This window comes from Thalassotalea euphylliae, assembly GCF_003390375.1.
Lineage (GTDB): Bacteria > Pseudomonadota > Gammaproteobacteria > Enterobacterales > Alteromonadaceae > Thalassotalea_F > Thalassotalea_F euphylliae_A.
On the sequence record NZ_QUOT01000001.1, the window covers coordinates 243,942 to 270,040 of the forward strand.

At 41.4% G+C, this 26,099-nt stretch carries 19 protein-coding genes; 9 read left to right on the top strand and 10 right to left on the bottom strand.

What is annotated here, in order from left to right:
* Positions 1-2 precede the first annotated feature (2 nt).
* A complete protein-coding gene (locus tag DXX94_RS01155; RefSeq protein WP_116013326.1) occupies positions 3-269 on the bottom strand; it encodes a hypothetical protein in 267 nt (88 codons plus the stop codon).
* A 661-nt stretch (positions 270-930) separates the two neighbouring features.
* On the opposite strand from DXX94_RS01155, the gene pheS reads away from it, so the two are divergent.
* The 3 genes from pheS to DXX94_RS01170 are packed head-to-tail and all read left to right on the top strand — an operon-like array spanning position 931 to position 4,634.
* Positions 931-1,911 carry a phenylalanine--tRNA ligase subunit alpha gene (gene pheS / locus DXX94_RS01160; RefSeq protein ID WP_116013328.1) on the top strand — a complete coding sequence of 327 codons (981 nt, stop codon included), beginning with the start codon at positions 931-933 and terminating at the stop codon, positions 1,909-1,911.
* Positions 1,912-1,922: 11 nt separating this feature from the next.
* Positions 1,923-4,340, top strand: a complete 2,418-nt coding sequence (gene pheT, locus DXX94_RS01165) for a phenylalanine--tRNA ligase subunit beta (RefSeq protein WP_116013330.1) — start codon at positions 1,923-1,925, stop codon at positions 4,338-4,340.
* 3 nt (positions 4,341-4,343) lie between these two features.
* A complete protein-coding gene (locus tag DXX94_RS01170; protein WP_116000146.1) occupies positions 4,344-4,634 on the top strand; it encodes an integration host factor subunit alpha in 291 nt (96 codons plus the stop codon).
* Between the two features lie 116 nt (positions 4,635-4,750).
* On the opposite strand, the gene DXX94_RS01175 is transcribed toward DXX94_RS01170, so the two are convergent.
* The 3 genes from DXX94_RS01175 to queC form a co-directional block, all read right to left on the bottom strand.
* Positions 4,751-5,260, bottom strand: coding sequence for a DUF2937 family protein (locus DXX94_RS01175; protein ID WP_116013331.1), 510 nt, complete (start codon positions 5,258-5,260; stop codon positions 4,751-4,753).
* A complete protein-coding gene (locus tag DXX94_RS01180; protein WP_181901452.1) occupies positions 5,257-6,708 on the bottom strand; it encodes an HDOD domain-containing protein in 1,452 nt (483 codons plus the stop codon). The genes DXX94_RS01175 and DXX94_RS01180 overlap by 4 nt, the downstream gene beginning before the upstream one ends.
* A 145-nt stretch (positions 6,709-6,853) precedes the next feature.
* Positions 6,854-7,519 (bottom strand): 7-cyano-7-deazaguanine synthase QueC, encoded by a 666-nt coding sequence (queC, locus tag DXX94_RS01185; RefSeq protein WP_116013334.1) that lies wholly within the window; start codon positions 7,517-7,519, stop codon positions 6,854-6,856.
* A gap of 69 nt (positions 7,520-7,588) precedes the next feature.
* On the opposite strand from queC, the gene queE reads away from it, so the two are divergent.
* Positions 7,589-8,290: a 7-carboxy-7-deazaguanine synthase QueE gene (gene queE, locus DXX94_RS01190; protein ID WP_181901453.1), complete on the top strand. Its 702-nt coding sequence runs from the start codon at positions 7,589-7,591 to the stop codon at positions 8,288-8,290.
* 101 nt (positions 8,291-8,391) lie between these two features.
* Here queE and pdsS read toward each other — a convergent pair whose 3' ends face one another.
* Complete coding sequence (gene pdsS / locus DXX94_RS01195; RefSeq protein WP_258872061.1) at positions 8,392-10,638, bottom strand: proteobacterial dedicated sortase system histidine kinase; 2,247 nt, start codon at positions 10,636-10,638, stop codon at positions 8,392-8,394.
* 2 nt (positions 10,639-10,640) lie between these two features.
* On the bottom strand, positions 10,641-11,372 hold the full coding sequence (gene pdsR, locus DXX94_RS01200) for a proteobacterial dedicated sortase system response regulator (RefSeq protein ID WP_116013336.1): 732 nt from the start codon (positions 11,370-11,372) through the stop codon (positions 10,641-10,643).
* A 285-nt stretch (positions 11,373-11,657) separates the two neighbouring features.
* On the opposite strand from pdsR, the gene pdsO reads away from it, so the two are divergent.
* On the top strand, positions 11,658-12,431 hold the full coding sequence (gene pdsO, locus DXX94_RS01210) for a sortase-associated OmpA-like protein PdsO (protein ID WP_116013339.1): 774 nt from the start codon (positions 11,658-11,660) through the stop codon (positions 12,429-12,431).
* 251 nt (positions 12,432-12,682) lie between these two features.
* Entirely contained in the window at positions 12,683-13,165 is a 483-nt protein-coding gene (locus tag DXX94_RS01215) for a hypothetical protein (RefSeq protein ID WP_116013340.1), read from the top strand.
* Positions 13,166-13,262: 97 nt separating this feature from the next.
* On the opposite strand, the gene DXX94_RS01220 is transcribed toward DXX94_RS01215, so the two are convergent.
* The 4 genes from DXX94_RS01220 to dinG all read right to left on the bottom strand — a co-directional run bounded on the left by DXX94_RS01220 (position 13,263) and on the right by dinG (position 21,453).
* Positions 13,263-14,465 (bottom strand): IS256 family transposase, encoded by a 1,203-nt coding sequence (locus DXX94_RS01220; protein WP_116013342.1) that lies wholly within the window; start codon positions 14,463-14,465, stop codon positions 13,263-13,265.
* 63 nt (positions 14,466-14,528) lie between these two features.
* Positions 14,529-18,707, bottom strand: a complete 4,179-nt coding sequence (locus DXX94_RS01225) for an EAL domain-containing protein (protein ID WP_116013343.1) — start codon at positions 18,705-18,707, stop codon at positions 14,529-14,531.
* Positions 18,707-19,126, bottom strand: a complete 420-nt coding sequence (locus DXX94_RS01230; protein ID WP_181901454.1) for a BLUF domain-containing protein — start codon at positions 19,124-19,126, stop codon at positions 18,707-18,709. The genes DXX94_RS01225 and DXX94_RS01230 overlap by 1 nt, the downstream gene beginning before the upstream one ends.
* Positions 19,127-19,314: 188 nt before the next feature.
* Complete coding sequence (gene dinG / locus DXX94_RS01235) at positions 19,315-21,453, bottom strand: ATP-dependent DNA helicase DinG (RefSeq protein ID WP_116013347.1); 2,139 nt, start codon at positions 21,451-21,453, stop codon at positions 19,315-19,317.
* A 75-nt stretch (positions 21,454-21,528) separates the two neighbouring features.
* On the opposite strand from dinG, the gene DXX94_RS01240 reads away from it, so the two are divergent.
* The 3 genes from DXX94_RS01240 to DXX94_RS01250 all read left to right on the top strand — a co-directional run bounded on the left by DXX94_RS01240 (position 21,529) and on the right by DXX94_RS01250 (position 26,096).
* Positions 21,529-24,057: a DNA polymerase II gene (locus DXX94_RS01240; protein WP_116013348.1), complete on the top strand. Its 2,529-nt coding sequence runs from the start codon at positions 21,529-21,531 to the stop codon at positions 24,055-24,057.
* Positions 24,058-24,150: 93 nt separating this feature from the next.
* Positions 24,151-24,687: an AAA family ATPase gene (locus DXX94_RS01245; RefSeq protein ID WP_116013350.1), complete on the top strand. Its 537-nt coding sequence runs from the start codon at positions 24,151-24,153 to the stop codon at positions 24,685-24,687.
* 188 nt (positions 24,688-24,875) lie between these two features.
* Positions 24,876-26,096, top strand: coding sequence for a cystathionine beta-lyase (locus DXX94_RS01250; protein WP_116013352.1), 1,221 nt, complete (start codon positions 24,876-24,878; stop codon positions 26,094-26,096).
* The last annotated feature ends 3 nt before the right edge of the window (positions 26,097-26,099 follow it).

Here is a 26,099-nt window from a genome sequence, read left to right on the forward strand (position 1 = left end):
TTCTATATGGCTGGAAAACGCTCTTGCAAGTACTCGTAGTACGTTGCAGAGGCTTTCCTCATAAAATTTATGTTTAAAGGATACAGCTCGTTAGCAATAATTTTAGCTAGTTCTTTTTGTGCAGGTAGGTAGTCGCCGCTTTCACTATTATTACAATTACTGATAAGACTGAATATGCGATCCCTAATTTCTTGCCAGTCATCATACCAGCTTTCTACCGCAGCTCTGTCTTTTTCAGGATAAATACTAATTAATGGGTGACGTTCCAATAGCCCATGCTGTGCCGATTCAAATTCAATCCCTATTATTTGCTTTCACCAAGCTCAGTAAATTCTCTCTTACTGTCAAAGCATTTATTTAGTTCTTTGGTTCTCCGGTCTATAAAGCCAAACTTAAATCTTCCTCCTGATATTAACCCCGCCAGAAGAATACCCATATCATCGTGTTTACTGAAATCTGCAGGAAGTTGTTCAACTAGCATAATAAAGGCAATTGCATCACCATTTTGAAAACGATTTATTCGAGAAAGTTGAGGCCTATAAACCTCTTGTTTTCTTGAGAGTACAGCAGTGCTGTATGAGGCTCCGGCATTTTTCTGGTCGATTCATATCTTAATAGCTAGACAAAAATGACAGGGTCATACTGATAGTTGTAAATCGCTTGGCTCTGTCTTTGGTATCTATCAATTCCACACAAAACTCTTAATCATTCATTTCTTTAAAAAAACTCCCCTAAAAACCTAATAAAATTAGTGCTAAGCCAATATTAGCTCTACATTTCTCCTCGCTTTTTATGTAGAATCATTCACCATTTTTTAAATTGACCCAATTCCAAAAAAAGTCCAAGAAAAATCCAAGAAAAGCATGGTTTTTCAGACTGGGGTGGGTATATGAATAAGTCTAACTTAAGCCATTCGCTTTAGAGGAAATCATGAACTTAGACGATATAATTTTGCAAGCAGAGCAAGAGATCGCTGCGGCGTCTACACCTGCTGCGCTAGATGACGTGCGCGTAAGCTACCTAGGTAAAAAAGGTGTGTTTACCGAAAAGATGAAAGGCTTAGGCCAGCTACCTAAAGAAGAAAAGCCAAAAGCAGGCCAAGTAATCAACCAAGCTAAGCAGCAAGTACAAAAGCTATTAACTGAACGTGGTGAGTTACTGCGCGCAGAAGAAATCAAAGCAAAATTAGCGGCTGAGTCAATTGATGTAACTTTACCGGGTAACACTAACGAGATTGGTGGCTTACACCCAGTTACGCGCACAATTGAACGCATTGAGTCATTTTTCAGCGAGTTAGGCTTTGAGGTAAAGGCGGGTCCAGAAGTGGAGGATGATTTCCATAACTTTGATGCGTTGAACATTCCTGAACATCACCCAGCACGTCAAGATCACGATACCTTCTACTTTAACCCTAAGTTGGTTTTGCGTACGCAAACATCAGGCGTGCAAATTCGTACTATGGAAGCGGAAAAGCCGCCATTGCGCATTATCTCGCCGGGTCGCGTATACCGTAACGATTACGATCAAACCCATACGCCGATGTTCCATCAGGTAGAAGGTTTATTGGTTGATAAAGACGTGAGCTTTACTCACCTGAAAGGCATTTTGCACGACTTCTTACATAACTTCTTTGAAGAAGACTTAGAAATTCGTTTCCGTCCGTCTTACTTCCCATTCACTGAGCCTTCAGCAGAAGTGGATGTGATGGGTAAAAACGGCAAATGGTTAGAAGTACTAGGTTGTGGCATGGTTCACCCGAACGTACTTAAATCAGTGGGTATCGATCCAGAAGAATACACCGGTTTCGCCTTTGGTATGGGTGTTGAGCGTTTAACTATGTTGCGCTACGGCGTGAACGACTTGCGTTCATTTTTTGAAAACGATCTTCGATTATTAAAACAGTTTAAGTAAGGCGAGCGATAATGAAATTTAGTGAATCTTGGTTAAGAGAGTGGGTTAACCCAGAGAGTACTTCTGACGAGTTAGCGCACCAAATTACAATGGCTGGCCTTGAAGTTGATGGTGTAGACCCAGTTGCGGGGGAGTTCTCTGGCGTTGTTGTTGGTGAAGTGGTTGAATGCGGTCAACATCCAGATGCTGACAAACTGCAAGTTACCAAAATTAACGTTGGTGATGCCAGCACAGACGGCGAGTTATTAGACATTGTTTGTGGTGCGAAAAACTGTCGCTTAGGTCTTAAAGTGGCTGTTGCTATGGTGGGCGCTGTGCTACCGGGCAACTTCAAAATAAAGAAAGCGAAACTTCGCGGCCAACCGTCATTTGGTATGCTGTGTTCAGAATCTGAACTCGGTATGGCAGAAAGCGCTGATGGTATTATTGAATTGCCAGCTGATGCGCCAATCGGCACTGATATTCGTGATTACTTAGACTTAAACGACAACACGATTGATGTTGATTTAACCGCTAACCGTGGTGACTGTTTAGGTATTAAAGGTTTAGCCCGTGAAGTGGGTGTACTCAACAGCTTAGCTGTTACTGAGCCTGCGATTGAGCCAGTACCTGCGACGATTGAAGATACTCGTGAAATCAAATTATCAGCACCAGCTGCTTGCCCGCGCTACTTAGGTCGTGTTATTAAAGGCATTAACCTTGGCGCAACAACACCGCTTTGTATGGTTGAAAAGCTACGTCGCTGTGGTGTGCGTTCAATCGACCCAGTAGTTGATGTCACCAACTATGTATTACTTGAGTTAGGCCACCCAATGCACGCTTTCGATTTAGCAAAAATCGACGGTGCAATTGATGTACGATTTGCGAACAAAGAAGAAAAGCTAGTTTTATTAGACGAAAACGAAGTGACGCTTTCTGAAGAAACATTAGTTATCGCTGATACTGGTTCTGAAGGTAAAGACGGCAAGTCGTTAGCGATGGCAGGTATCTTCGGTGGTCTTCACTCAGGTGTTGCACAAGGCAGCAAAGACATTTTCCTAGAAAGTGCCTTCTTTGCGCCATTAGCGATCTTAGGTAAAGCGCGTCAATATGGTTTACATACTGATGCATCTCACCGTTACGAGCGTGGTGTTGACCCAGCACTTCAACGTGATGCGATGGAGCGTGCTACTCAGTTACTACTTGAGATTGTTGGCGGTGAAGCTGGCCCAATCGTAGAAGCAAAATCTGACGAGCATATTCCTCAGCCGCGCCAAGTAAGCCTTCGCCGTGCGAAATTAGATCAGCGTATTGGTTTACACATTGAAGACGACAAAGTGTCTGAAATTCTAACTCGCTTAGGTTTTACGGTTGCTTTTGCTAACGATGTTTGGGAAGTGACTGTACCGGGTTACCGTTTTGATATTTCAATTGAAGTTGATTTAATTGAAGAAGTGGCGCGTATTTTTGGTTACAACAACATTCCAAATGTTGCGCCGCAAGCATCACTTTCAATGCGCAAGCACAGCGAAGGTAAGTTAGGTTTAACTAAACTTCGCCAAGCGCTGATTAATCGTGGTTACCAAGAAGCGATCACCTACAGCTTTGTTGACCCGAAAGTTCAAGCGTTATTGCACCCGAACCAAGAAGTGATGACGTTACCACACCCAATTTCATCTGAAATGTCAGTGATGCGTTTAAGCCTATGGACAGGTTTATTACAAGCGGTAACTTACAACCAAAACCGTCAGCAAGGTCGTGTTCGTTTGTTTGAAACTGGTCTTCGCTTTATTCCTGACGAAAGTGCAGAAAACGGTGTACGCCAACAACAAATGATCGCTGGTGTAATCTCAGGCTCACAAAACCAAGAGCACTGGAACTTAGCAAAAGCAGCCGCTGATTTCTTCGATATCAAAGGTGATGTTGAAGCTATGTTAGCCGTGACTGGTAAAGGCGCTGAGTTTGAATTTTCAAAAGCAGAAATTGATGCACTACACCCAGGTCAAACAGCGGCAGTTCACAAAGATGGCGAGCTAGTTGGTTACCTTGGTACCTTACATCCTGAATTAGAAAGAAAATTAGGATTAAACGGCCGTACGTTAGTGTTTGAATTATTGTTAGACGCTGTTTTAACCTTAAATGTACCTGAAGCTCGCGATATTTCTCGCTTCCCTGCAAACCGTCGCGACATCGCGGTTGTGGTTGAAGAGCAAGTTGAAGCAAATAATGTGTTACAACTCATTGAAAAGGTTGGCGGAAATAATTTAGTTGATCTAAACTTGTTCGATGTATACACAGGCAAAGGTATCGAACCTGGCTTTAAGAGTTTAGCGATTGCAATGACCTTGCAAGACGTCGAGAAAACCCTTGAAGAAAAAGATATAACAGAAGTTGTTAATCGGGTTGTTGATACATTAAAAACTGAACTAAATGCATCACTGAGGGATTAAGCAATGGCGCTAACCAAAGCAGAAATCGCAGAACACCTATATGAAAAGGTCGGGTTGAGCAAACGCGATGCTAAAGATATGGTTGAGATATTCTTCGAAGAAATTCGAGAAACTCTTGAAGAAGGTGAGCAGGTTAAATTATCAGGCTTTGGCAACTTTGACTTAAGAGAGAAAAGTGAACGTCCTGGCAGAAACCCTAAAACTGGTGAAGATATTCCTATCTCTGCCCGTAAAGTGGTTACCTTTAGACCGGGTCAAAAACTTAAAAGTCGTGTTGAAGACGGCAACGAGTAAAGTATGCTATTGGCTGCAAGGTAAATAACCTTTAACTTGTTGCTAGCGAAGAAAAAAATCGAGGCTTATGCCTCGATTTTTTTATGCGTTAATTTTTTGAATGCGATTGATTAACGCTAAGCTCCTTGGGGTAACACTCGGCTAAATAACCCTGTAACTAGCATTCGAAGCCAAATAAAGATAAAGGCCAACACAACACCTGATGCTAATGCTTCAACGGTTAATGGGAACGCTAATTGATAATAACCGAGCACAGTTTCTGCATCTTTAACATTTACACTGCTAAATAAGCTAATCACTTGCTCTATGTAACTGTTGCTATCAAGCGATGCAATGGTTTCTGTAAGGCTTTGTTTGCGAGTTAACATCTCACTGACCAATTGACCGGTCTGTTCAATCGCTTGTTTACCACTTGCCAAGTAATCTTGAATTAACGCTGGAATACTGCCTTGATAGTTTTGATCGGCAATTTTTTGGTAGCCATTTAAGTGCCACTGAGTTTCACTTAGTTTACCTGCCAAATATTGTTTATATTGTTGAATAAATTCTGGAAGTTGTACGGCTAAAATAAAACCTAAGGTAAATAAGCAATAGTCCAGTGTGGATTTTATAGCGGTGGTGATCATGTGGCTTTTTTATTGGGTGAAATCAAGGTTAGGCACATATTAAGGTGCTGAGTCAGCAAATGAAAGTTGTCTAACTCTGCTTGTTCTATTGTTGGCTTTTTACGCTGCCCTATAATCATACCTATATTACTTTGTTTTATGTGGACAGCTGCGAGTACCAATTTTGATTTGGCGAAAAGCTTATTAACTGGGTAGGGAAAGCGAGCGTTACCGTGGTCACTTTCGTTGTTTACGATTGCTGGTTGTTGGGTATACAAAACGCGGTTTAGCAAAGATTTCTGATCTGTCAGTGAGATGGTTAACGGCTCTTCTACAACTTTACCAAAGTGGTTAACGGTTTGGCGACAGGTTAATGTTTGTTTTAAATTGGTCAGCAAATAAAACGAGCAGGTTTCAAAATTAAGGATTCGAGCCAGTTGCGTTAGTGCGTATTCCAAGTATAGGCTAGCGTCTTTAGTCGTTAGCGTCATGCTGGTGAGGTGCTGAATGGTTTTCAGCAATGCCGCTTCCTTATTGACAACGTCCTCATAAACAAACTGATTATCGTGAGCAAGATCTGCTGCAGATGGAAGTTTTTTCACATACTCAATAAGTATTTGTGCACCGTATGATTCTAATAACTTGATTGACGTTTCGCGGGTTTGTTTAATGCGGTAAAGCAATTGCTGATCAGATATTTTCATTAGCTTGGATATCTGGCGAATTATTTTGTTGTACTTCACTGCGGTAGGCGGGTTGTGAATATAATGAACTAGCTTGTCGGCGAGGTAGATAACTTGCATCTCTAGAGTGCGTTGCTCTGGATTATCGAGTGATTTAATCATTAAATCACCTAGTTGCCAGCGGCGCGCTAAGCCAATGCTCAATTCATCAAACGACATTCCAATAAGCTCAATGCAAGCTTCTTCATATTGCTGTTTTGGTACACTGATTAAATGATCTAGCTCTTCTTGAAACTCCTTTCCTAAACACCAAAATGCCGTTTCGCCAATTCTGCGCAGCATCGCTGCTATGTATACTTCTTCTTGGGTTTCATCGCTGTGATTAGGGAGCATCATTTTAGCAAGTTGTCCGGCAAAAAATGATTGCGCCATCAAGCTTTTAATTCTTGTGTAAACTTCAATATCGAGATCTTTATGTTTCAGCAGGCTTTCGATGACCTTAGAGGTCAGGCAAATATTTTTAACGGTTTGAATGCCAAGGATCACAGTAGCGCGAGAGACTGTGGTGATTTTATTTACCCCGATACGCTGAATGCTGTTGGCAACCTTGAGTAAAGAAGAAGAAAGCACTTGATCGTGCAAAATCGCGTTGCTTAATCTCGGTAGGGATGAAACATCATCGTTAGCAAATTTATCGAGTAACAGCGCAGTTGAGGTTAACGCTGGTAATTCTCGCTGTGAAATGATTGAAATCCAATGTTCTGAACTGGCTTTTTTTGCTGCCACACCACCACCAAAACAAGCTAAGTTTTTGTTTAATATGAGCTACGTTTACTAAAGATGACAGACAAAAGAACAATTTACAAACAATAAGACTAAAAAGCGGGCAAGAATGCCCGCGTTATTTACGTCGTAGTTAGCTCTAGGGGATTCAAGCTGTAACTTCGTAAGTTAATGGATCCGTTGCGTTATTATCACGAAAGGCTTCTAAACGCTCTTGGCAAGCACCGCATTTTCCACAAGCGTGTTCACGACCGTTGTAGCAGGTCCATGTTTGGCTGTAGTCTAGGCCCATCGCTATGCCGTCAGTTAAAATAGCCGTTTTGCTCACACTTAAATAAGGGCTATAAATTTCAACGGCTTCATAGTTAGCGATCTGACATACATCATTCATTTTCTCAACAAACTCTGGGCGACAGTCAGGGTAGATGGCATGATCGCCAGAGTGTGCGCCGTAATAAACCTTTGAAGCACCAACTGATACCGCGTAACCCACAGCAAGTGACAGTAAAATCATATTGCGGTTCGGCACAACGGTAGATTTCATGCTTTCTTCTTCGTAATGGCCTTCGGGTATCTCGATATCATCGGTTAGTGACGAACCCGCCAATAACTGATTAATCGCTGAAATATCAATAACCTTATGCGGTACATTTAATGATTTACATACAGCTGCTGCACAATCAATTTCTTTAACGTGGCGTTGACCATAATCAAACGTTAGTGGGTATACTTGCATACCATCTTTAATTGCGCGATTCAGTACTGTGTATGAATCCATGCCGCCGGAATAGATAACGACAACTTTTTCAGTCATTTATTACTTCTCTTGAGGTATAATCGATAATGCGTTGAATTTTACTTGATCTACTTCTTTAGCGAAAGCATGACAACTGATATAACACCTACCGACAATACCATTTTGTATAAAATTAATGAGATCTTTGAAACCCTTCAAGGTGAGGGTTCTTTTACGGGGCAGCCTTCTATATTTATCCGTTTACAAGGGTGTCCAGTCGGCTGTTCTTGGTGTGATACTAAGCACACTTGGGAAACCAAGCCTGACTTAGCTATTCCCGTTAACGATTTATTAGCGAAAAGCGAAGAGTCTGAGCATTGGAGTGAGTTGTCAGTTGATGGCATCGCTAAATTGTTTGTTGAGCAAAATTACCAAGCAAAACATGTGGTAATCACTGGTGGTGAGCCTTGTATGTTCGATTTGACGCCACTTTGTGCAGCGCTCGAAAGCCGTGGTTACAGTACGCAAATTGAAACCTCAGGCACCTTTGAAGTTAATACCACTGAAAAGTGCTGGGTGACGGTGTCACCGAAAGTGAATATGCGCGGTGGTTATAAAGTATTATCGCAGGCGATGCAGCGCGCTAATGAAATCAAGCATCCAGTGGCAACTGAACAACACGTAGATGATTTAAAAGCATTATTGGCAGAGCACCAAGTCACAGATAAACAAGTTTACTTACAACCGATAAGCCAAAAACAGCGGGCAACTGAACTCGCAATTAATACTTGTATTGAAAATAATTGGCGCTTGTCAGTGCAAGTACACAAATATATAGGCATTGAATAGTGCTAAGCCTAATCCTAGCCAGAACATAGCCATAAGCCAGAGCATAGCCACCAAACCCTAGCTACAACAATCGCCACTCTATTCAATTACAGCCTATCCGTTTATTCAGTTAGCGGTATTTCGATATTAATTTGAACGCCATTAGGGTCAAAACAGTTTTGCGCACTGATTTGTCCCTGATGGTATTCGCAAATTAACCGAGCGATAAAAAGCCCAAGCCCCAAATGTGGCTGTGAATTTGGTGATGGTTGTGATTTTGACGATGGCTGCGATGATTGCAAACTAGATTCACTGTTTACTAAAGCTTCTTCCCTTAGCGATACCATAGAGTTAAACAAACGATTTTCCATCGTTTCTGGCAATAACTCACCGTTGTTTTTCACCGTTAAAATCAGATTTTTCTTCACCGTGATCAGCATTATTTCTACTTGTGCGTCACAGCTAAACTCAACGGCATTCGTCACTATTTTCTCTAACATTTGCGCGAAGTGTTCAGGCGAGCCTAATACATTTGCTTTTTGATTCGGCGCCTGAAAGTTAAAAGTCGTTTCAGGGTGAATTTGCTTAAAACCGCTTATACAACTGGCAATAACCTCATAGGCATTAAAGGATTGCTTTTCGGTACGTTGTAGCAGTTGCTCAACGCGTGTGGCTTCTGTCATGCTGGTAATAATGTGATTTAGCCTGTGCACGCCAGATTCTGCACGCTCAATATAGGCTTTGGCGTTTTCAGGAATAGGGTACATAGACAAATTTTCTATTGAGGTTCGAACTACGGCAATGGGTGTGCGAAGCTCGTGTGATAAACGCGAAGATAAGTTTTCCAAATATTGATTGTATTGAGTTAATCGCGATACCGCCGTGGAAAAACTTCGTGATAGATCGCCAATTTCATCATTACCTTTTAGCGCCGGTAGATCTTCTTTCACTCGCCCGTGTTCGTCTATTGCCACTTCTGCGTGATTGCGAAGCTGTCGGATACGATTGGAAATACGTGACGCAAAAAAGAAAAAACTAATGGTACCAACCAGTAAAATGGCGAGAATTGACGTAAATAATTGCTCTAACGCTTTATTTCTCAGGGTTTTAATACCGTTTGTGGTTTCTTCAACAATCACGGCTCCTTGTACTTGTTCATCAATATAAATGGGGTAGGCAGCCGAGAGGATCACCGCTTGTTTGTCGGTACTTAATCGCCATTGGCTATGTACTTCACCTGATAACGCTTGCTCGATATGCTCGCCAGCTAAGTGGCTTTCATCGTAAAGCTGGTCGTAAAAATCTTGCGTTGGTTTGGTCAGCACCTTGTAATAAAGCGGATGTAACAGATTAGTTTGCAGCCAATGCCACCATGTTGGCCAAATGCCCGAGTTGGCATTAGTTGACGCGGTTGAGCGCCAAACACCACTGGCACTATTAATATCGCCTGCGCTCGCCAGTACTCGTTGGTGTTTATCTATTACCCAAATGCTGGACTGGGTATAGCTCATGCCTTTTACGATACGCTCTATTTCTGGTGAAGGAACGAGAATAGTGCCTAGTTGCTCAGGATCTGAGGTATTAGCCGAGCCGACTAAACTCGTTGCCTTACTGCTAGGCGTATCAACATCGGCAAAACTAAAACCTATTTTATTACCGACATAGTCAAGCGGTAGGCGCAGTTCAACGTTATAGCCTGTGTTATTTGGCTGCCATACTCCTTGAATATAGTTAATTGGCTGTGGGCGATTTGTTTGATTATCTAGCTGGAAAGACTCTATCCAGCCTGCATTTTTATTACTGACAATATATTGCTGATGCTCGCCATCAGGAGCGGTAAGACTCAGTGTTAAATGATCGTTGAGGTAAATTGACCGTGCATTGTTTCCTCGAAAAACGAGTTTATCGTCAACAACATTAAAAAATAGGTACAAGTACTTGTCGTATTTGCCGACGGCAGCGTTAAAGCGCAAGCTAACGGTTTGATTAGGCTCTTGCCAAATAATGTTTGAGTCTTCGTAAAAATGCGCCTTACCTTCAAAGTCAGGCCAGTCGTTATAGCGGCCATCTAATTGAATGGGTTGACGAATTTGAAAACCGTATAAATCTTTGCCTTTTTCAACACTGGCTAAAAAAGACGCTTGGTTGTCGAACAGATTCGGGCGATCGTGCAGTGTTGTTGCTAGCGCCCTAGCTGTCCCAACAATAGTCTGTTCTTGACCATAGCGCAGGTACTTTTCCATCTCCCAGACATATTGATAGCCAAACCATGGAATGGTGAAGAGAAAACTAGAGAGGATCAACAGTTTGGTTCTTAGTCCAATACGAATAAACCCCTGGTTTTTTGAGCGTGTTGAATACAGGTTCAAGCCTAGGCTCCAGCGTTGCTTTGGCCAACTAGGCTAACGATGTCTGCATCATTCCAGCGGTAGCCCATACCATAGACGGTTTCGATACAGTTAAAGTTCGCTTCAATTTTACTGAATTTTTTACGAATACGTTTAATGTGAGAAGTGATGGTGCTGTCATCCACAAATATTTGTGAATCTTGCATCAGTTGCTGTCGGTTTTTCACATGCCCCGGTGATTTTGCCAGCGCGAACACCATCCAAAACTCGGTAACCGTGAGCTCTACATATTGATTATGCCATTTAATCGTCATTTTTTGGCTGTCGATTACTAATGGCCCGCGTTCAATTAAGTTCTCTTGCTCTACTGGTTTATTTTGCGCATCTTGGCGGCGAAATAGCGCAGCAATACGAGCGGTTAAATGTGGCAGGCTAATGTCTTTGGTTAAGTAGTCGTCTGCCCCAATGCGCAGGCCCGAGACAGTATCGACATCATTGTCACGCGCGGTCAAAAAGATAATAGGTAAAGTAGAAGATTTAGCTCTTAGCCATTGGCAAAGTTCAAAGCCTGCGTCGTATTCGTCGTGTAATCCAATATCTAGAATGACCAAGTTAGGCAGGCGAACGGTAAAAGCCGCTTCTGCGCTTTGACGGTTAGCAAAGCTTTGTACTTGATACCCTTGATGTCGCAATACGTCGGCGTAGTTTTCACGAATGGCGTCGTCATCTTCTACTATTGCTATGCGTTTACTCATGTCGCTTACTTCACTTACTCGATTATCGATGGCTTTGAGCCGCTTTCTTAATGGCGTTCACTATATCCTAATTTATTGTCAGCTGGGCACTTTTGGCGAAATTGCCAGATTGTTGCCACATTTGCTCGCTAACTTGCCATTTTTGTCACCCGATTTGGTCGTTTTTGCTGTGTTTAATAATCATCAAGTTCCCAAACAACTTATTTAAACAGTTCTCATCAACAACGTTGATAACTAACGCAATAAACTAAAAGACATAAAACCAAAAGGTAAAAGGATAACAAGATGAAAAAACTTATTTTAACGTCAGCAATCTTAACGAGTTTAGTATTAACGCCTATGGCGCAAGCTAATGCATATTCACAACCACAAGGTTTAACCGATAACACTCTTACCGATGAAACTTTTTCTGATGAAAGTAAGGAAGAATTAGGCTTCGGTGCGGGTGCGATTTTAGGGGGCATTTTCGGTGGCCCAGCTGGTGCCATGATCACAGGCCTTGCGGGTACCTTTTTAATGAAAACTCTCAATGGTGAAGAAGATATTGTTGAGCTAACCAAAGCTAATGAAACACAAGCGAAAAACTACGAAATGCAGTTAGCGAGCCTTAAAAGCCAGATGCAAGACGCAGAATTTCAGCACCAACAAGAGCTGTTAGCATTCGAGCAGTCGCAAGCAAAAGCAAGTGCCTTGCAGGCGAGTAATCTAATGATGAGCTTGCAGTTCAACACAGGCTCAAGCGATATTCCAAGCTACTACGCAGAACAAGTGAATGCGCTGGCTAGTATTCTTAACAGTAACCAAGACCTAACCATTGATTTGTCTGGTTACACTGACTTGCTCGGCAGCAGTAAACGCAACCAAGCATTATCGCTCGCTCGTGCGGAAAGCGTAAAAACCGCTTTAGTAAACCAAGGTGTTGGCGCGCATCGAATCAATACGATTGGCTATGGCGAGAATCATCCTGTAGTCGCCAACGCCCAACAAGAATCTAGTTTTTATGATCGCCGTGTGATGATCAGCGTTCAGCAAAGTGACAAGCAAATGGCAAAAAACTAATAACTGACGGGACAATGAAGGAGGGTTTAAACTCTAGAGACTTAATTAACTTCAGTATAAAGCTAACTAACCTGTTTTAATCAAATAAAGTAACCAGAGCACGAGTTGATGTGCTCTGGTCTTTTTTTAAATACAGCGCACCGTATTTTGGTATTAAGTTGCTAGCTAAATGTTAAAACAGCAATAGTTATACTGCGCATGCGACAGCTAACACTCTTATAGGCAATCGGGTATAGTTAGGTAGTATCAGCATGTTGCATAAGCGATTTATTATGGCAATGAGTTACAGCACAACTTCCATCGACATTTCACAGTTTCGCCAACACGGTATTGTCAACCTTGAAATTCCGTCTGAGCGAGTCGTTGTTTATCATGCGCACGGCCCATTTAACAGAGAGCTGGCTCAAGCCTTGGTAAAGCTAGAGCAGCAGGTATGCCCTGTGTTCAAAGCTAAATGGGGTTACTGGGCTGATCTATGTGTGTTTAGTGAGTCTTGTTTAGTATTGGAAGAGGCGATTGAATACTATCAAGATTACTTAAAGTCATTTAAAGCAGAAGGGTTGTCGCCTATTGCCTCTGCTTTTATCTATTCGCCAGAAGTAGAAGGTCGATCACTCGCCGAAAATATTTACCAGCAGCTATATCAGTTTGCAGGAGTTAAATACGCTGGCTTTTCAAATTTTGATGATGGGTTAAACTGGGTTAACAATGAGTTATTGCTGTATCATTGTTAGGCCATTTATTTTGAACCAATGAAATGAGCTAAAAATAAGTCAAACCTCAATACTAGATGCATTGAGGGCGTTCAGAATTCTGTGTCAGCCTAAATTGCTAAATATCTAGCACACCATCTAACCTACCCTCGAAGTGGATGGCTAATTGCGACAATGTCAGGTTCCAACTGTGGATTGGCATTGTCCATTTCTGCGAAGCGTTCAATATGCCCGCATACAATAACTTCATCAAGCTATTTTCGTTAGGGAAAGCGCCTTTAGTTTTGGTCAATTTCCTAAACTGACGATGTACTGCTTCAATGGCGTTGGTGGTGTAAATAGCTTTGCGCACGTAGTCTGGATACTTGAAGTAAACCGACAAGTTAGCCCATTTCCTGCGCCAAGACTCAATCACGATGGGATATAGCTTGCCCCATTTTGCATCTAATTCGTCTAAGGCTGCTTCTGCGGCATCTTTGGTCGCTGCACGGTAAACAGGCTTTAAATCAGCCATAAACGCTTTCTGGTGCTTTGAAGCAACATACTTCATTGAGTTACGAATTTGATGAATAACGCACTGCTGAACCTCCGTTTCAGGGTAGATAGTGCCAATAGCTTCGGGGAAGCCTTTAAGCCCATCAACACAGGCAATTAAAATATCGGATACGCCACGATTGTGTAAATCAGTCAGCACTGAGAGCCAGTAATTAGCGCCTTCGCTTTCCGATACATATAGACCGAGTAATTCCTTACGGCCTTCAATATTAATACCAAGAACGGTGTAAACAGCCTTACTAACGTAACGGCCACAATCCTTGACTTTGTAGTGGATAGCATCAAGCCAGATAAACGGGTAAAGCGTATCAAGGCTACGAGACTGCCACGCTTTTAGCTCTGGTATGAGCTGGTCGGTGACGCCGGTTATCGTGGCTTCTGAGATTTCAATGCCGTACATTTCCTGAACGTGGCTGCGAATATCACGGTAGCTCATGCCTAACGCAAACATGGATAGGATTTTATGGTCAATCTCAGCGGTTAGCTTAGTTTGATTTTTCTTAACGAGTTGAGGTTCAAATGAGCCTGTGCGGTCTTTTGGGGTTTCAAGCTCAAACTGGCCTACAGATGATTTAACCGTTTTCTTGCTTGTGCCGTTCTTACGATTAGGTTGTTGCTCTGAGTCTAGGTGTTGCTCTAGCTCGGCTTTGAGTGCAGCTTCGGTTAATTGTTTAATCAGTGGCGTTAAAACACCATCTTCACCCGTTAACCCTTTACCCGATTGAAGTTCTGCTAATGCTTTGTTGAAGTCGAAAGATTGAGTCATGTGTCATTCCTGTTTTCTTAATATTACTGAAATGACACAGATTTCTAAACACTACCGATGCATTTAATTTAATTCTCGGTGAATTGAAATAAACTCTTCTGTTGGCACTGGCCGTTGCAGGTAGAAGCCTTGCAAGTAATCGGTATTTAAATTGGTTAGCATCTCTTTTTGAGCTTCGGTTTCAACAGCCTCAGCTACAACGTTCATATGTAATTTGTGAGCGACTCTTGTTACGGATTCGACAATGGTTTGGTTGATGTCGTCATTAACAATTGTTTGAATAAATTTACCATCCAACTTAACAGTATTGACGGGTAGATCCGTTAAATAAGCAAGGGAGCTCATACCTGTGCCAAAATCATCAATGGCAATCTTGCACCCACAATCGCGCATTCTTTTGATAAACCGCTTGGCTTTTACTAAGTTACTCATTGCAGCTGTTTCCGTTAGTTCAAAGCAAATTTTATCGAAGGGAATTTTCTTTTCATGCAGCGTATGCTCGACAAGCTCTAGAAAACCGTCATCACAAATTGTATTCGCAGATACATTAATATTAAGCTCAGGCATTTCATCCGGTTCAAAATATTTATTTAGCGTATTTGCAACTTCTTGCACTACCCACCTGTCAATTCGGTTAATCAAACCAAAACGCTCGGCAGAGGGAAGAAATACGTTTGGTAAAACGAATTTTCCCTCTTTATTGAACATTCTAATTAACACTTCCCAATGAAGTTTTTTCTCATTATTCACTGGTACTATTTTTTGTAAATAAAGTCTGAATCCATTATTGTCCAGGGCTTCATTGATATCTGAAACCACCTTCATTTGCGCCCGCTGAAGCTCTACTAAATCGTTGTGTTCGCTGTGAATTTGAACTTGGTTTCTACCTGATTCTTTAGCCGCATAGCAGGCTGCATCAGAATCAGACAACAAAGAACTTATAGATTCCGTATATTTATTAATTGAAACTAAGCCTATGCTAATGCCAACTTTAAATATCTTGTCTTCCCAAAAAAAGGAATAACCTTGTACATATTCCAATATTTGCTTTGCAATTGCCTCAGCCTTGGTCAAAGAGCACCTTTCGAGTAACAAGGAAAACTCATCTCCACCTAAACGAGCGAGTGTATCTCGTGATCTAATATTGGTTTGAATCAATTCTGCTATTTGTTTTAATAGTTGGTCACCAGCCATGTGTCCGCAGGTATCATTAACTACTTTAAATTGATCTAGGTCCATATAAAGAAGAGAACTTTCTATTCCAGACTTTTGGGTATGCTCGATGACTCTTTCTAGCCTGTGCTCAAGTTCTTTTCTATTGACTAAGCCCGTTAAAGAATCATGCTTGCTGCTCCATAGCAAGTTATCAATATGTGACTGGCGCTCTGAAACATCTTTTAATGTGATGGCAATACTGTTTTCAGTGCATGGGCTTGATAGGTTAGTAGGGGTAACGGTAATTTCGACTAATGCGTCTTCACCGTAGCGTCTTTTACAAGTTAAAAAACTATCTTTGGGTGCGTATATCGCCTGATTCTCAATGCATTCAGCAATAACATTTTTAATATCTAATGCAGTATTTTCGTTATATAGATGAATAAACTGTTCAACTGGGCAATCGTATAATTCTTTAAGGCGGTGCTGTAAAAGCTCTTCTGCAGCGTGGTTTACATATTCTATTTTGTTGTTTCCGTTCAGTCGTATTATTCCTTCAGACAGAGAACCGAGAGTGACTTGGGCTATGTCACGCTCTAAAGCTAGTTCTTTTTGTGCTAGCTTAAGTGACGTGATGTCATAAAAGGTGACTACTAACCCTTCCATAACGTGTTGGTGATTCAAGTACGGCGAAATTCTAACCCTAAAAATATCGCTACCAACCATTAATTCTTCTTCTCTAAGTTGATGACTACCCATAACATCTTCAAGTATTGGCTTTAAATCTGGCATTTCCTGATGCCAAGAAACAGCAAAGAACAAATCTCCAAACCTGAGAGAACTTACTTCAGCAATTAATGAACACTGTTTTGTGTAACGCTTAATTCTGTATTCTTTATCAATAAGGAACATTGGCAGATCTAATGATTCTTGTATATTAAACAAATCTGCGGATAAACGTTTCTGCTCTTTATTTTTTTCATTAAGTTCTTCGTTAACGGTTATCAATTCTTCGTTAGTGGACTGCAGTTCTTCATTAACCGTTTGTAGTTCTTCATTTGTGCTTTGATATTCTTCATTCGAAGTTTGCAGTTCACCGTTATAAACTTGCAATTGCTCATTGGCAGTCTCTAATTCTTCAACAACAGTTTGCAAATTGTCTCGAGTAACACTCAACTCTTGTTCGAGTTCAAGTAACATTGGGTTAGCAGATGTGAGTTGGAACGTGCCAATGTCAGCATTAACATTGGTATATGAAAAAGTGATTAGAACCCAGTCGACCTTGCTGGGATCAAACATTTTTACATTGAGTTTTACGATTAGGTGCTTTGATTCCACTATTAACTTCCTGTTTCCTGAAGACGCTTTATTTTGAGTTCTTCGAACCCGATAAACCATTGCTCTAAGCTCTGCTTTTAACTCGGGAACTATCCGTTCAAAAATATTTGAGGTTACCATTCCTTGCTGTTTTCGGAATAAAAAATTGGTATCTCCAAAAAGGTAGGTGTGATTGTTGTACTGGTCTATTACGATGGCATTACCTTTTTTTTCTTCTACTAAGCTGCGCAGAGTGATACGCTCAATCTCCAATTTTTCGGAAGAAATACTAGGTTCTTTGGCTTCAAAATTGAGTTTTGTATTTTGCTTTATATAGCGGAAACCATTTTTGGTGTGATGTGTTTTTTGATAGAGCTTATACTCGTTATCCAACACCTTGAAATCTGTGTTCTCTCGCAAGCTTTCAGATTGACCTAAAAGTAGAAGACCGTCTTTGTTTAAACTGTTATTAAACATATTGATGACCTCCTCCTGAAGGGATCTTTTAAAATAAATTAGTAAGTTTCTGCAGGAAATTACATGTAGTCTGGAAAAAGGTGGATCGGTAAGCAAGTTGTGCACCGAGAAAACAATTTTTTCTCTAATTGTTGCTTTCGCTTCGAGTACTTCACCACTTACTTCGAAGTACTTCTCTAGAAATTCACTGGGCAAATTTCCACATAAGCTCTTGTCATACTTACCCGTCCTTGCTTTGGCTATGGCCTTGTGGGATATATCAGTAGCAAAAATTTTGTAGTCAAACCAGTTGTTGTTGAAGGCTCTCAATTCTTCTAACATAGTAGCGATGGTAAAAGCCTCTTGGCCCATTGCACAAGCAGGAACCCAAAGCCTGAGGGTGTGAATGTTTTTATGATTATCCTGATGACTGTTAACTAGGTTTGTAACGTGCTCGCTTAAAAGCCTAAACGCTTCAGGTTCCCTAAATAGATAACTCACATGAATGAAGACATCTTTTAAAAATAAGCTTACCTCAGCTTCGCTTTGTTTAATTAGTTCAAAATATTCTTCTATTGAAGACAGTTTAAGGAAATTCATTCTACGAGTAATTCGTCGCAGTAATGTAGACGAACGATAGCTATTAAAGTCGATACCCGATATGCCCTTCAAATGCGTAATTAGTTCTTGAAAAACTTCTGTTTCACTTTGTTTTAATGAGACGTTATTGTTGGGTTGAGTAATTTTATTGATGTATTCAGCTAACTCTAGTGCTGTTCCTATATGGTCTATATGAGTCGTATCTATAGCCGCAAGAGGCATACTATCATACTCTGCAGATTCCGGATTTTGTACCATGCAAACTCCGCCACTAGCGTTAATAGCTCCCATACCAATTGCACCATCGTTACCTGTGCCAGATAAGATCACGCCGATAGAAGACTTTCCGTGAAATTTACTCAAAGAAGACATGAATTGACTGATATTGGGCTTCGAAGTTAGCTCTTCAGGGGGGATTTGCAATTTTACCTCATGCTCGTCAAACGTTAAGTTTCTATTGGGAGGTACCACATAAATGTGCCCTGGTTCAAGGAAGCTATTCTCTTCGATAACACTGATTGGCATTTTAGATATTCTTGCCAAAATTTCACAAAGCATACTATTGTGGTGAGGAGATAAGTGTTGGCAAATAACAATGGATGCTGTCGTTGTCTCAATGGTTGAAACTATTTGTTCTAATGGTTTAAGCCCACCTGCCGACGCGCCAATCGCAATGTAGTGTTTGGGTTTCTCATCAATTTTAGCACTCATCATTAGCTTCTTGCTCTGAAAAAAAGTAACAATTCCATTGTCTTATCATAATTTGGAGGTAAGTTAGGTGAATGTTCGTCAGACATGAACAACGAATAACCAGCCAATGGCTCAGCTTCACTGGATTGGTTTAGGTTTTGGAACCCCATACTCCAGTCAGGAAATAATCGCTGCTCTGCTTCCTCTTTTACTAGAGTTTTGATGGCATAGTGACGTTCGTCTGTGCAAATACTCTGGAATAATGATGCGACTCTTTCAGAGGGGCCTTCGAGCAATTGAACGAAAGATTGATTTTTGTATAGAAGTAAACCAGTTATGTCGTTTTGATCATTAAACATCCTTGCTTTTTTCAAAAGTGAAACTAATTCATTTTGTGCCATCAACGACGTTGATCTAGAGAAGTAAACTAACCTTAAATGCATGAAATCCCTTTCCATGTGAAGATTGAACTAACAGTTTTACATTAGTAAAGAGCTTTAGATTTTTCAAATTGGGCTGCAGAGAACTTATGTTGTATCTATTGCCATCACTGGCTTTTCAAATTTTGATGATGGGTTAAACTGGGTCAACAATGAGTTATTGCTTAAACAATAACTCATTGCTGCAATTTTTAATAACTGATCTGACGCTTAAACGGCGGCAAGGCATCAAGTAAATCACCACCGTAGCGCTTTGTCACCACGCGGCGATCTAGCAGGGTGATGACACCGCTGTCTTTCTCATTTCGGAGTAGGCGACCACAGGCTTGAATCAGCTTATTGGAAGCATCGGGCACGGTTATCGACACAAACGGATTGCCCCCTTTGGCGGTTACATATTCAGCGTGTGCTTCTTCAACAGGCGAGGTTGGTACAGAAAATGGCAGTTTAGTGATCACTAAGTTAGTGAGGTAATTCCCAGGTAAATCTAGCCCTTCAGAAAAGCTTTGGGTACCAAATAAAATACTGGCTTTATTGTTGTCACACTTCTTTTTGTGATTTTCAATAATATAGCTACGCGCTTGCTCTCCTTGTATTTGCAGTGAAATTTTATGTTTTTCACGCATCACTTTTGCCACTTGTTCCATTTGCCAATAAGAGGAAAACAGTACCAGTGTTGCTTCGTCTTTTTTAATTAACGCTGGCAGTAATTTACACAGCTCATCAGTAAATGACGGATGGCTAGGTTCATAGCGAACATTAGGCACGGACAGCACAGCGTTTTCACGGTAGTTAAATGGTGAATCGACTTTTTGATATTGCGTACCATCATTATTGGAAAGGCCCACTTGTCGGCGAAAATGGTCAAATGAATTGAGCGCTACGATAGTAGCAGAGCAAAGTACAGCACCTGCACACTTCGACCACAGCTTATCTTCAAGTGTGTAACCGACTTCAATGGGGGAAGCAGACAATAAGTAGTCTTGCTTCTTACCGCTTAGTTTTTCTAACCAGCGGGCGAGTGGTGCGGCTTTTTCGCTGTCGGTTTTTGCGTACATCACCCAAAGTGCGTTAAAGTTTTCTAGGCGTTGAAGCAAAAAACCAAATTCTGATAATAATGGCTCGGCTAAGTAAGCCTTTACGTCACCGTCTTTCACCGCTTCGACTAATAAGTAGTAAAGCTTATTGCCATGGGCTAAACATTTACGGCTGTATTCGCTTAAATCTTCAGCACTGGTTTTAATTAGCTGCGGAATAATACCGTGTTCAAAACGATAACTAGGCGTGTTATTGCCATGAGAGTTGTTTTGCTCGGCATTGGCAAAGTAGGTGGTTTGGTTGGCTTCAACAAACTGCACAATTTTTTGCATATCGGCAATCAGCGATTGGCAATCATCCGCGAGTTTAAGCGATGGGTTAATTGAGGATTGCGATTTGATCAGCTTGGCAACTTTATCGCCGGTATCTGCGACTTTTTGTAGCCACTCTAGCGACCCTTTTAAGGTGATTGCTGCACTTGAATGGTCACGCGTAACCTTGGGTAAGTGGTGCGCTTCGTCAATGACATAGTAGGTTTCATCAGGCTCTGGCAGAATTTTACCGCCGCCCATTTCTAAATCGGATAATAACAATGAATGGTTTATCACCAATACATCAGCTTTATCCATGGTATCGCGCGCTTTGTGAAACGGGCAGTGCGTGTGCTCTGCTAAATGGCGTAAACAGCTATGTTTATCTGATTGAATGGCTAACCAAACATGGCTTGGTATTGGGTCTGCCCAACTGTCTCTATCACCTTGCCAGCGATTTTCATTTAACGCACTGTTGAGTTCTTTAATCAGCTTTATATCATAACGGTTCGGTTGCTCAGCAAAGGTAAAACCTGGCTGTGGGTTTTCGCTGGCGTTAGCTGCAGCAGCTAGCTTATGACGACAAACATAACGCTGGCGGCCTTTCGCTAAAGTAAAGTCAAAGTCTATACCGCCGTGATCTTTCAAAAAGGGCAAGTCTTTATTGACTAGCTGCTCTTGCAGGGCAACAGTTGCGGTCGAAATGACTACTTTTTTCTTTTTAGAGAGCGCTAACGGAATGGTACTCAAGCTATAAGCCAGTGATTTGCCTGTGCCCGTACCAGCTTCAACGGCAATGATTTTTCGAGTTTTGTCGTACTCACCAGCGAGCGTTTTGGCTATTTCAGCAATTAAAAAAGTTTGCTGTTTGCGTGGGTTAAAGTTGGGTAGACTTTCGCCGATGGCTTTGTAGGAAGTGCGAATGGCTTGTTTAATATTATCGCTAAGCGCGCTGGTTTGCTTTTTGGTGGCGGTCGACATTGGTTCCCATTCACAGGTATTTGTTTTAAACTGCTGTATATATTAACAGTTTGTGGTGGCATGTGGCGAGACTTAATGGCCAACTTATCTGACAATTTTATCAGCAAAGAGGTTCAGGCGAGTGGCGTCGGTACTAACAACAGTGCGTTTGGCTTTGTGTTAACCCGAAAAACCTATGATACCCGCCGCGGCATGGTTATTTCACTGTGGTTAGTTACAGAGCAAGGGCCAATTAACCTCAAAATTACTGACGAATATGCACTGCTGTTTATCCATCAAACGGAGCAAGAAAAAGCACTTGGGTTACTTGCTAAACATCAACTGCAACCGGCTAAAGTAACACCGCTCGTCTTAAAAACCTTTGCTCACCAAGCTGTGACCGGGCTTTATTTTGCCAAGTTAAGAGATTTTTATCAGGCGAGAGAGCTGCTGAAACAACACGACATTAAGTGTTTCGAAGACGATATTCGCCCAGAAGATCGCTACTTAATGGAGCGCTTTGTTACCGATAATTGCTATTTTACTGGCCAAACAAGCAGCTATGCGACAAACCAAGCCCATCAATACCCAATCTTGTATCAAGCTAAATGTAAAAAGTCAGCGGGCGATATCGAGCTTTCTATGGTGTCAATTGATCTGGAATGTTGCCCCAAAGGGGAGCTGTATTCGATAGGGTTATACAGTGATACTTGCCAAAAAGTCATGATGATCGGCAAACCAGAGCCGCTTGATGAAAGCTGCGATTATATTGAATGGCTTGCTAACGAGGCAGCGCTACTGCAACGTTTTTTAGCTTGGGTGAAGGAGCACGATCCTGATGTGTTTATTGGCTGGAATGTCGTTAATTTTGATTTTAGTTTGTTTCAAAAGCGCTATGATTTGCACGGTATTCCCTTTGCGATTGGCCGTGATAATAGTGCTCCCAATTGGCGCAAGCAGCGTAATAGCGAACAAAATTTTATGGATATCGAAGGGCGAGTCGTTATTGATGGGATTGATCTACTGAAAAGTGCCACCTATAACTTTGCTTCGTTCTCGCTCGACAATGTTGCCCATGAGTTATTAGGTAAGCGTAAACAAGTCAAAGATGTGGAAAATCGCCTGTACGAGATTGTTGATAACTTTCACCATAACAAAAAGGCATTGGCTGCCTACAACCTAGAGGATTGCCGTTTAGTCTGGCAGATATTTGAACATACCGATTTGCTCGCTTTTGCCAAGCTTAGAGCCAAGTTAACCGGGTTATCGCTTGATCGAATTGGTGGCTCGGTGGCTGCTTTTACTAACCTTTATTTACCTAAACTACATCGTGCTGGCTATATTGCGCCGAATCTAGGGGATGGAAAATCGGATCTAATTTCGCCTGGTGGCTATGTAATGAACTCCATTCCTGGGCTTTATCGCAATGTGCTAGTGCTTGATTTTAAAAGTCTATACCCAAGCATTATCCGCACCTTTTATATTGATCCTATGGGCCTTATCGAAGGACTGAGAGCTGAAGGACTAAAGGTAGAAGAATTAAAAGTAGAAAGTGAAGATATAGTAGCTCAAAACCAAACTGTTCCGGGTTTTGATGATGCCTATTTCTCACGAAAAAAGCACTTTCTTCCGGCCATAATTGACGAACTTTGGGCAGAGCGCGACAAAGCCAAACGCGACAAAAATACTGCCTTGTCACAAGCCATTAAAATTATTATGAACTCGTTTTATGGTGTGCTGGGTTCGACGGGGTGTCGGTTCTTCGACCCTAGGCTGTCAGGTTCTATTACTAAGCGTGGCCATCAGATTTTAAAAACCACGAAACAATGGATTGAAGATATTGGTTATCAAGTGATTTACGGCGATACGGATTCAATTTTCGTTGCAATTGGTGAGTCACACAAGGTCAAAGAATCAAGGCGTATCGGTAAAGAGCTCGAGCAGCTAATTAATCAAAAGTGGAATGAGCATATTGCTTGCGAGTACCAAATTGAAAGTAAACTGGAAATCGAATTTGAAACCCATTTTTCCCGGTTTTTTATGCCGACTATTCGCGGCCTAGCTGATGTCGGTACGAAAAAGCGCTACGCAGGCCTAGTGATAAATGAAGCTGATAAATCGAGTAATGAAAGCAGTAGGCCAAATGAACGTATGGTCTTTAAAGGGTTAGAAACCGTCCGTACAGATTGGACGCCATTAGCCAAAGATTTTCAACAAACTTTGTATCATAAAATATTCCACGACGAGCCGGTGAGTGATTTTGTCCTTGATACCGTGAACCAAACCAGGGCAGGGCAGGTTGATGAAAAACTCATTTATCGTAAACGTATCCGTCGTAAGCTTGATGATTACATAAAAAATGTGCCGCCCCATATTAAAGCCGCACGAGCCGCCGATGCGATAAATCTTGCCAATGGTCAAAAAGAGAAATATCAAAAGCGTGGCCATATCGAATATGTGCTGACCACCCAGGGTCCACAAGCGATAGAGCACCAAAGCGCGCCACTTGACTACGATTTGTATATCGAACGCCAGTTAAAGGCGGTTGCCGATGCGATTTTACCATTTGTTGATTTATCGTTTGAGCAGATCACTGATAATCAATTGGATTTATTTTCATCATAATTTTTGAGGTATTTGTCATTTTTTTTAGTTTTCTTGTTACTGTACGTATAAACAGTTAAATTATAAGTAACCAAAATAGAAAACGGAATGACAATGAAGTTTGTGATGGTTTATGGCGCATCTGGCGTAGGTAAAGAGAGTATTGCTAGAGAGTTGGCAGCAAGAAATGGATGGAAGTTGTTTCCTCAGCATTTAGCATTTGATGTTGCTTGCGCTGTTGTTGGCTTTGGTAACGCAGGTTTTGAAAAGTACCAGCGTAAAATTTGTTTGGAAGCATTTCGAACAATCATTGAAACACAAAAAGATAAAGGCATTGTATTTACTTTTTGCTACGTAAATCCCGCAAGTAATTTCTTTATCGAAGGTTTTCTTGATTTATTGCAGGAATTTAGCGTTAGCCCTGATTTTATATATCTATCTTGCGACTATGATGAGCATTTAAGGCGAGTGCTAAGTGAAAGAAGAAAAAATACGAATAAACTTCAGTCAAAAGAGTATTTGGATAAGTACTTAAAGAAATTCGATTTCTCAGCAACTATACCAAATGTTGAGTCTTTTCAATTAGACACTAGCAATCTAACAATTGAACAATCTGCAACCGAAATTGAGTGTTATTTAAAGAATAAGTGATTTGTGCAAATAGCGTTGTTAGGTTGTATCTGTTTGCTATTTAAATGTCATTAAATAAATATCTTAGGGAATCAAATCTAGCTAACATTTCTTCTTGAGCTTTCCCAATAAGCTAGGTATAAATTATTTAGACGGCTAGATAGCCAATGAATGTATTCTAATTATCCAAATTCTAAAAGAAGTAGCGCATGTCCAATCCTAAAAGCCCAGAGCAAAGCCGCGAGTCAAATAACACGCAAAAACAAGATACTAAAATCGTTAATGCAGGTCGCAGCGATAAGTGGACGAATGGGGTTGTTAACCCAGCTGTACAGCGCGCTTCAACCGTAGTGTTTGATAGCGTTAAACAAATGAAACATGCGACTGCCAACAAAGCGAACCAAGTATTGTTTTATGGTCGACGTGGTACTAGTACATCGTTCGCCTTTAGCGATGCCATGACAGAGCTAGAAGGTGGTGTAGGATGTGCGCTATACCCAAGCGGTACCGCGGCGATCACCAATGCAATTTTGGCTTTTGTAAAAACTGGCGATCATATTTTAATGGTGGATACGGCTTATGAGCCAACACGCAGTTTTTGCGACAATATTCTCGCTAAAATGGGTGTTGAGACCACTTACTACGATCCTGTGGTTGGTGCTGGCATTGAAAGTTTGATTAAAGGAAATACCAGCCTCGTATTTTTGGAAGCGCCAGGTTCGTTGACCATGGAAGTGCAAGATATCCCTGCTATTTCTGAAATTGCTCATCGCCATGGCTGCTCTGTACTATTAGACAACACTTGGGCATCGCCTATTAACTTAAAGCCTTTTGAATTAGGCGTTGATGTGTCTATTCAAGCAGCAACCAAGTATGTGGTAGGGCACTCAGATGTCATGCTAGGTACAGCAACAGCGAATGAAGCTCATTGGCCTCAACTGCGTGAAAGCAGCTACACCATGGGGCAATGCACATCACCTGATGATCTCTATTTAGCGCTGCGTGGTATTCGTACCTTAGGTGTGCGTATGAAGCAGCATGAACAAAGCGCACTCAAAGTTGCCAAGTGGCTAAGCGAACGGGAAGAAGTTGAAACTATCCTTCACCCAGCTTTTCCTTCATGCCCTGGGCACGAGCAATTTAAACGAGACTTTTTAGGCAGTAATGGCCTGTTTTCGTTTGTGGTAAAACCTGAATTCGCCAAGGATATCACCGCATTTTTAGACGGTATGCACCATTTTAAAATGGGCTATTCATGGGGGGGCTTTGAAAGTTTAATTTTGGCTATGCAAAATGTTGGTGCAATGCGTACAGCCACCGATTGGCAATATCAAGGGCCGTTAGTTCGTTTACATGTTGGTTTGGAAGATGTTGACGATCTGATAGAGGATCTTGCAAAAGGCTTTGAGCGCTTGGCAGGCAAAGCTTAAACA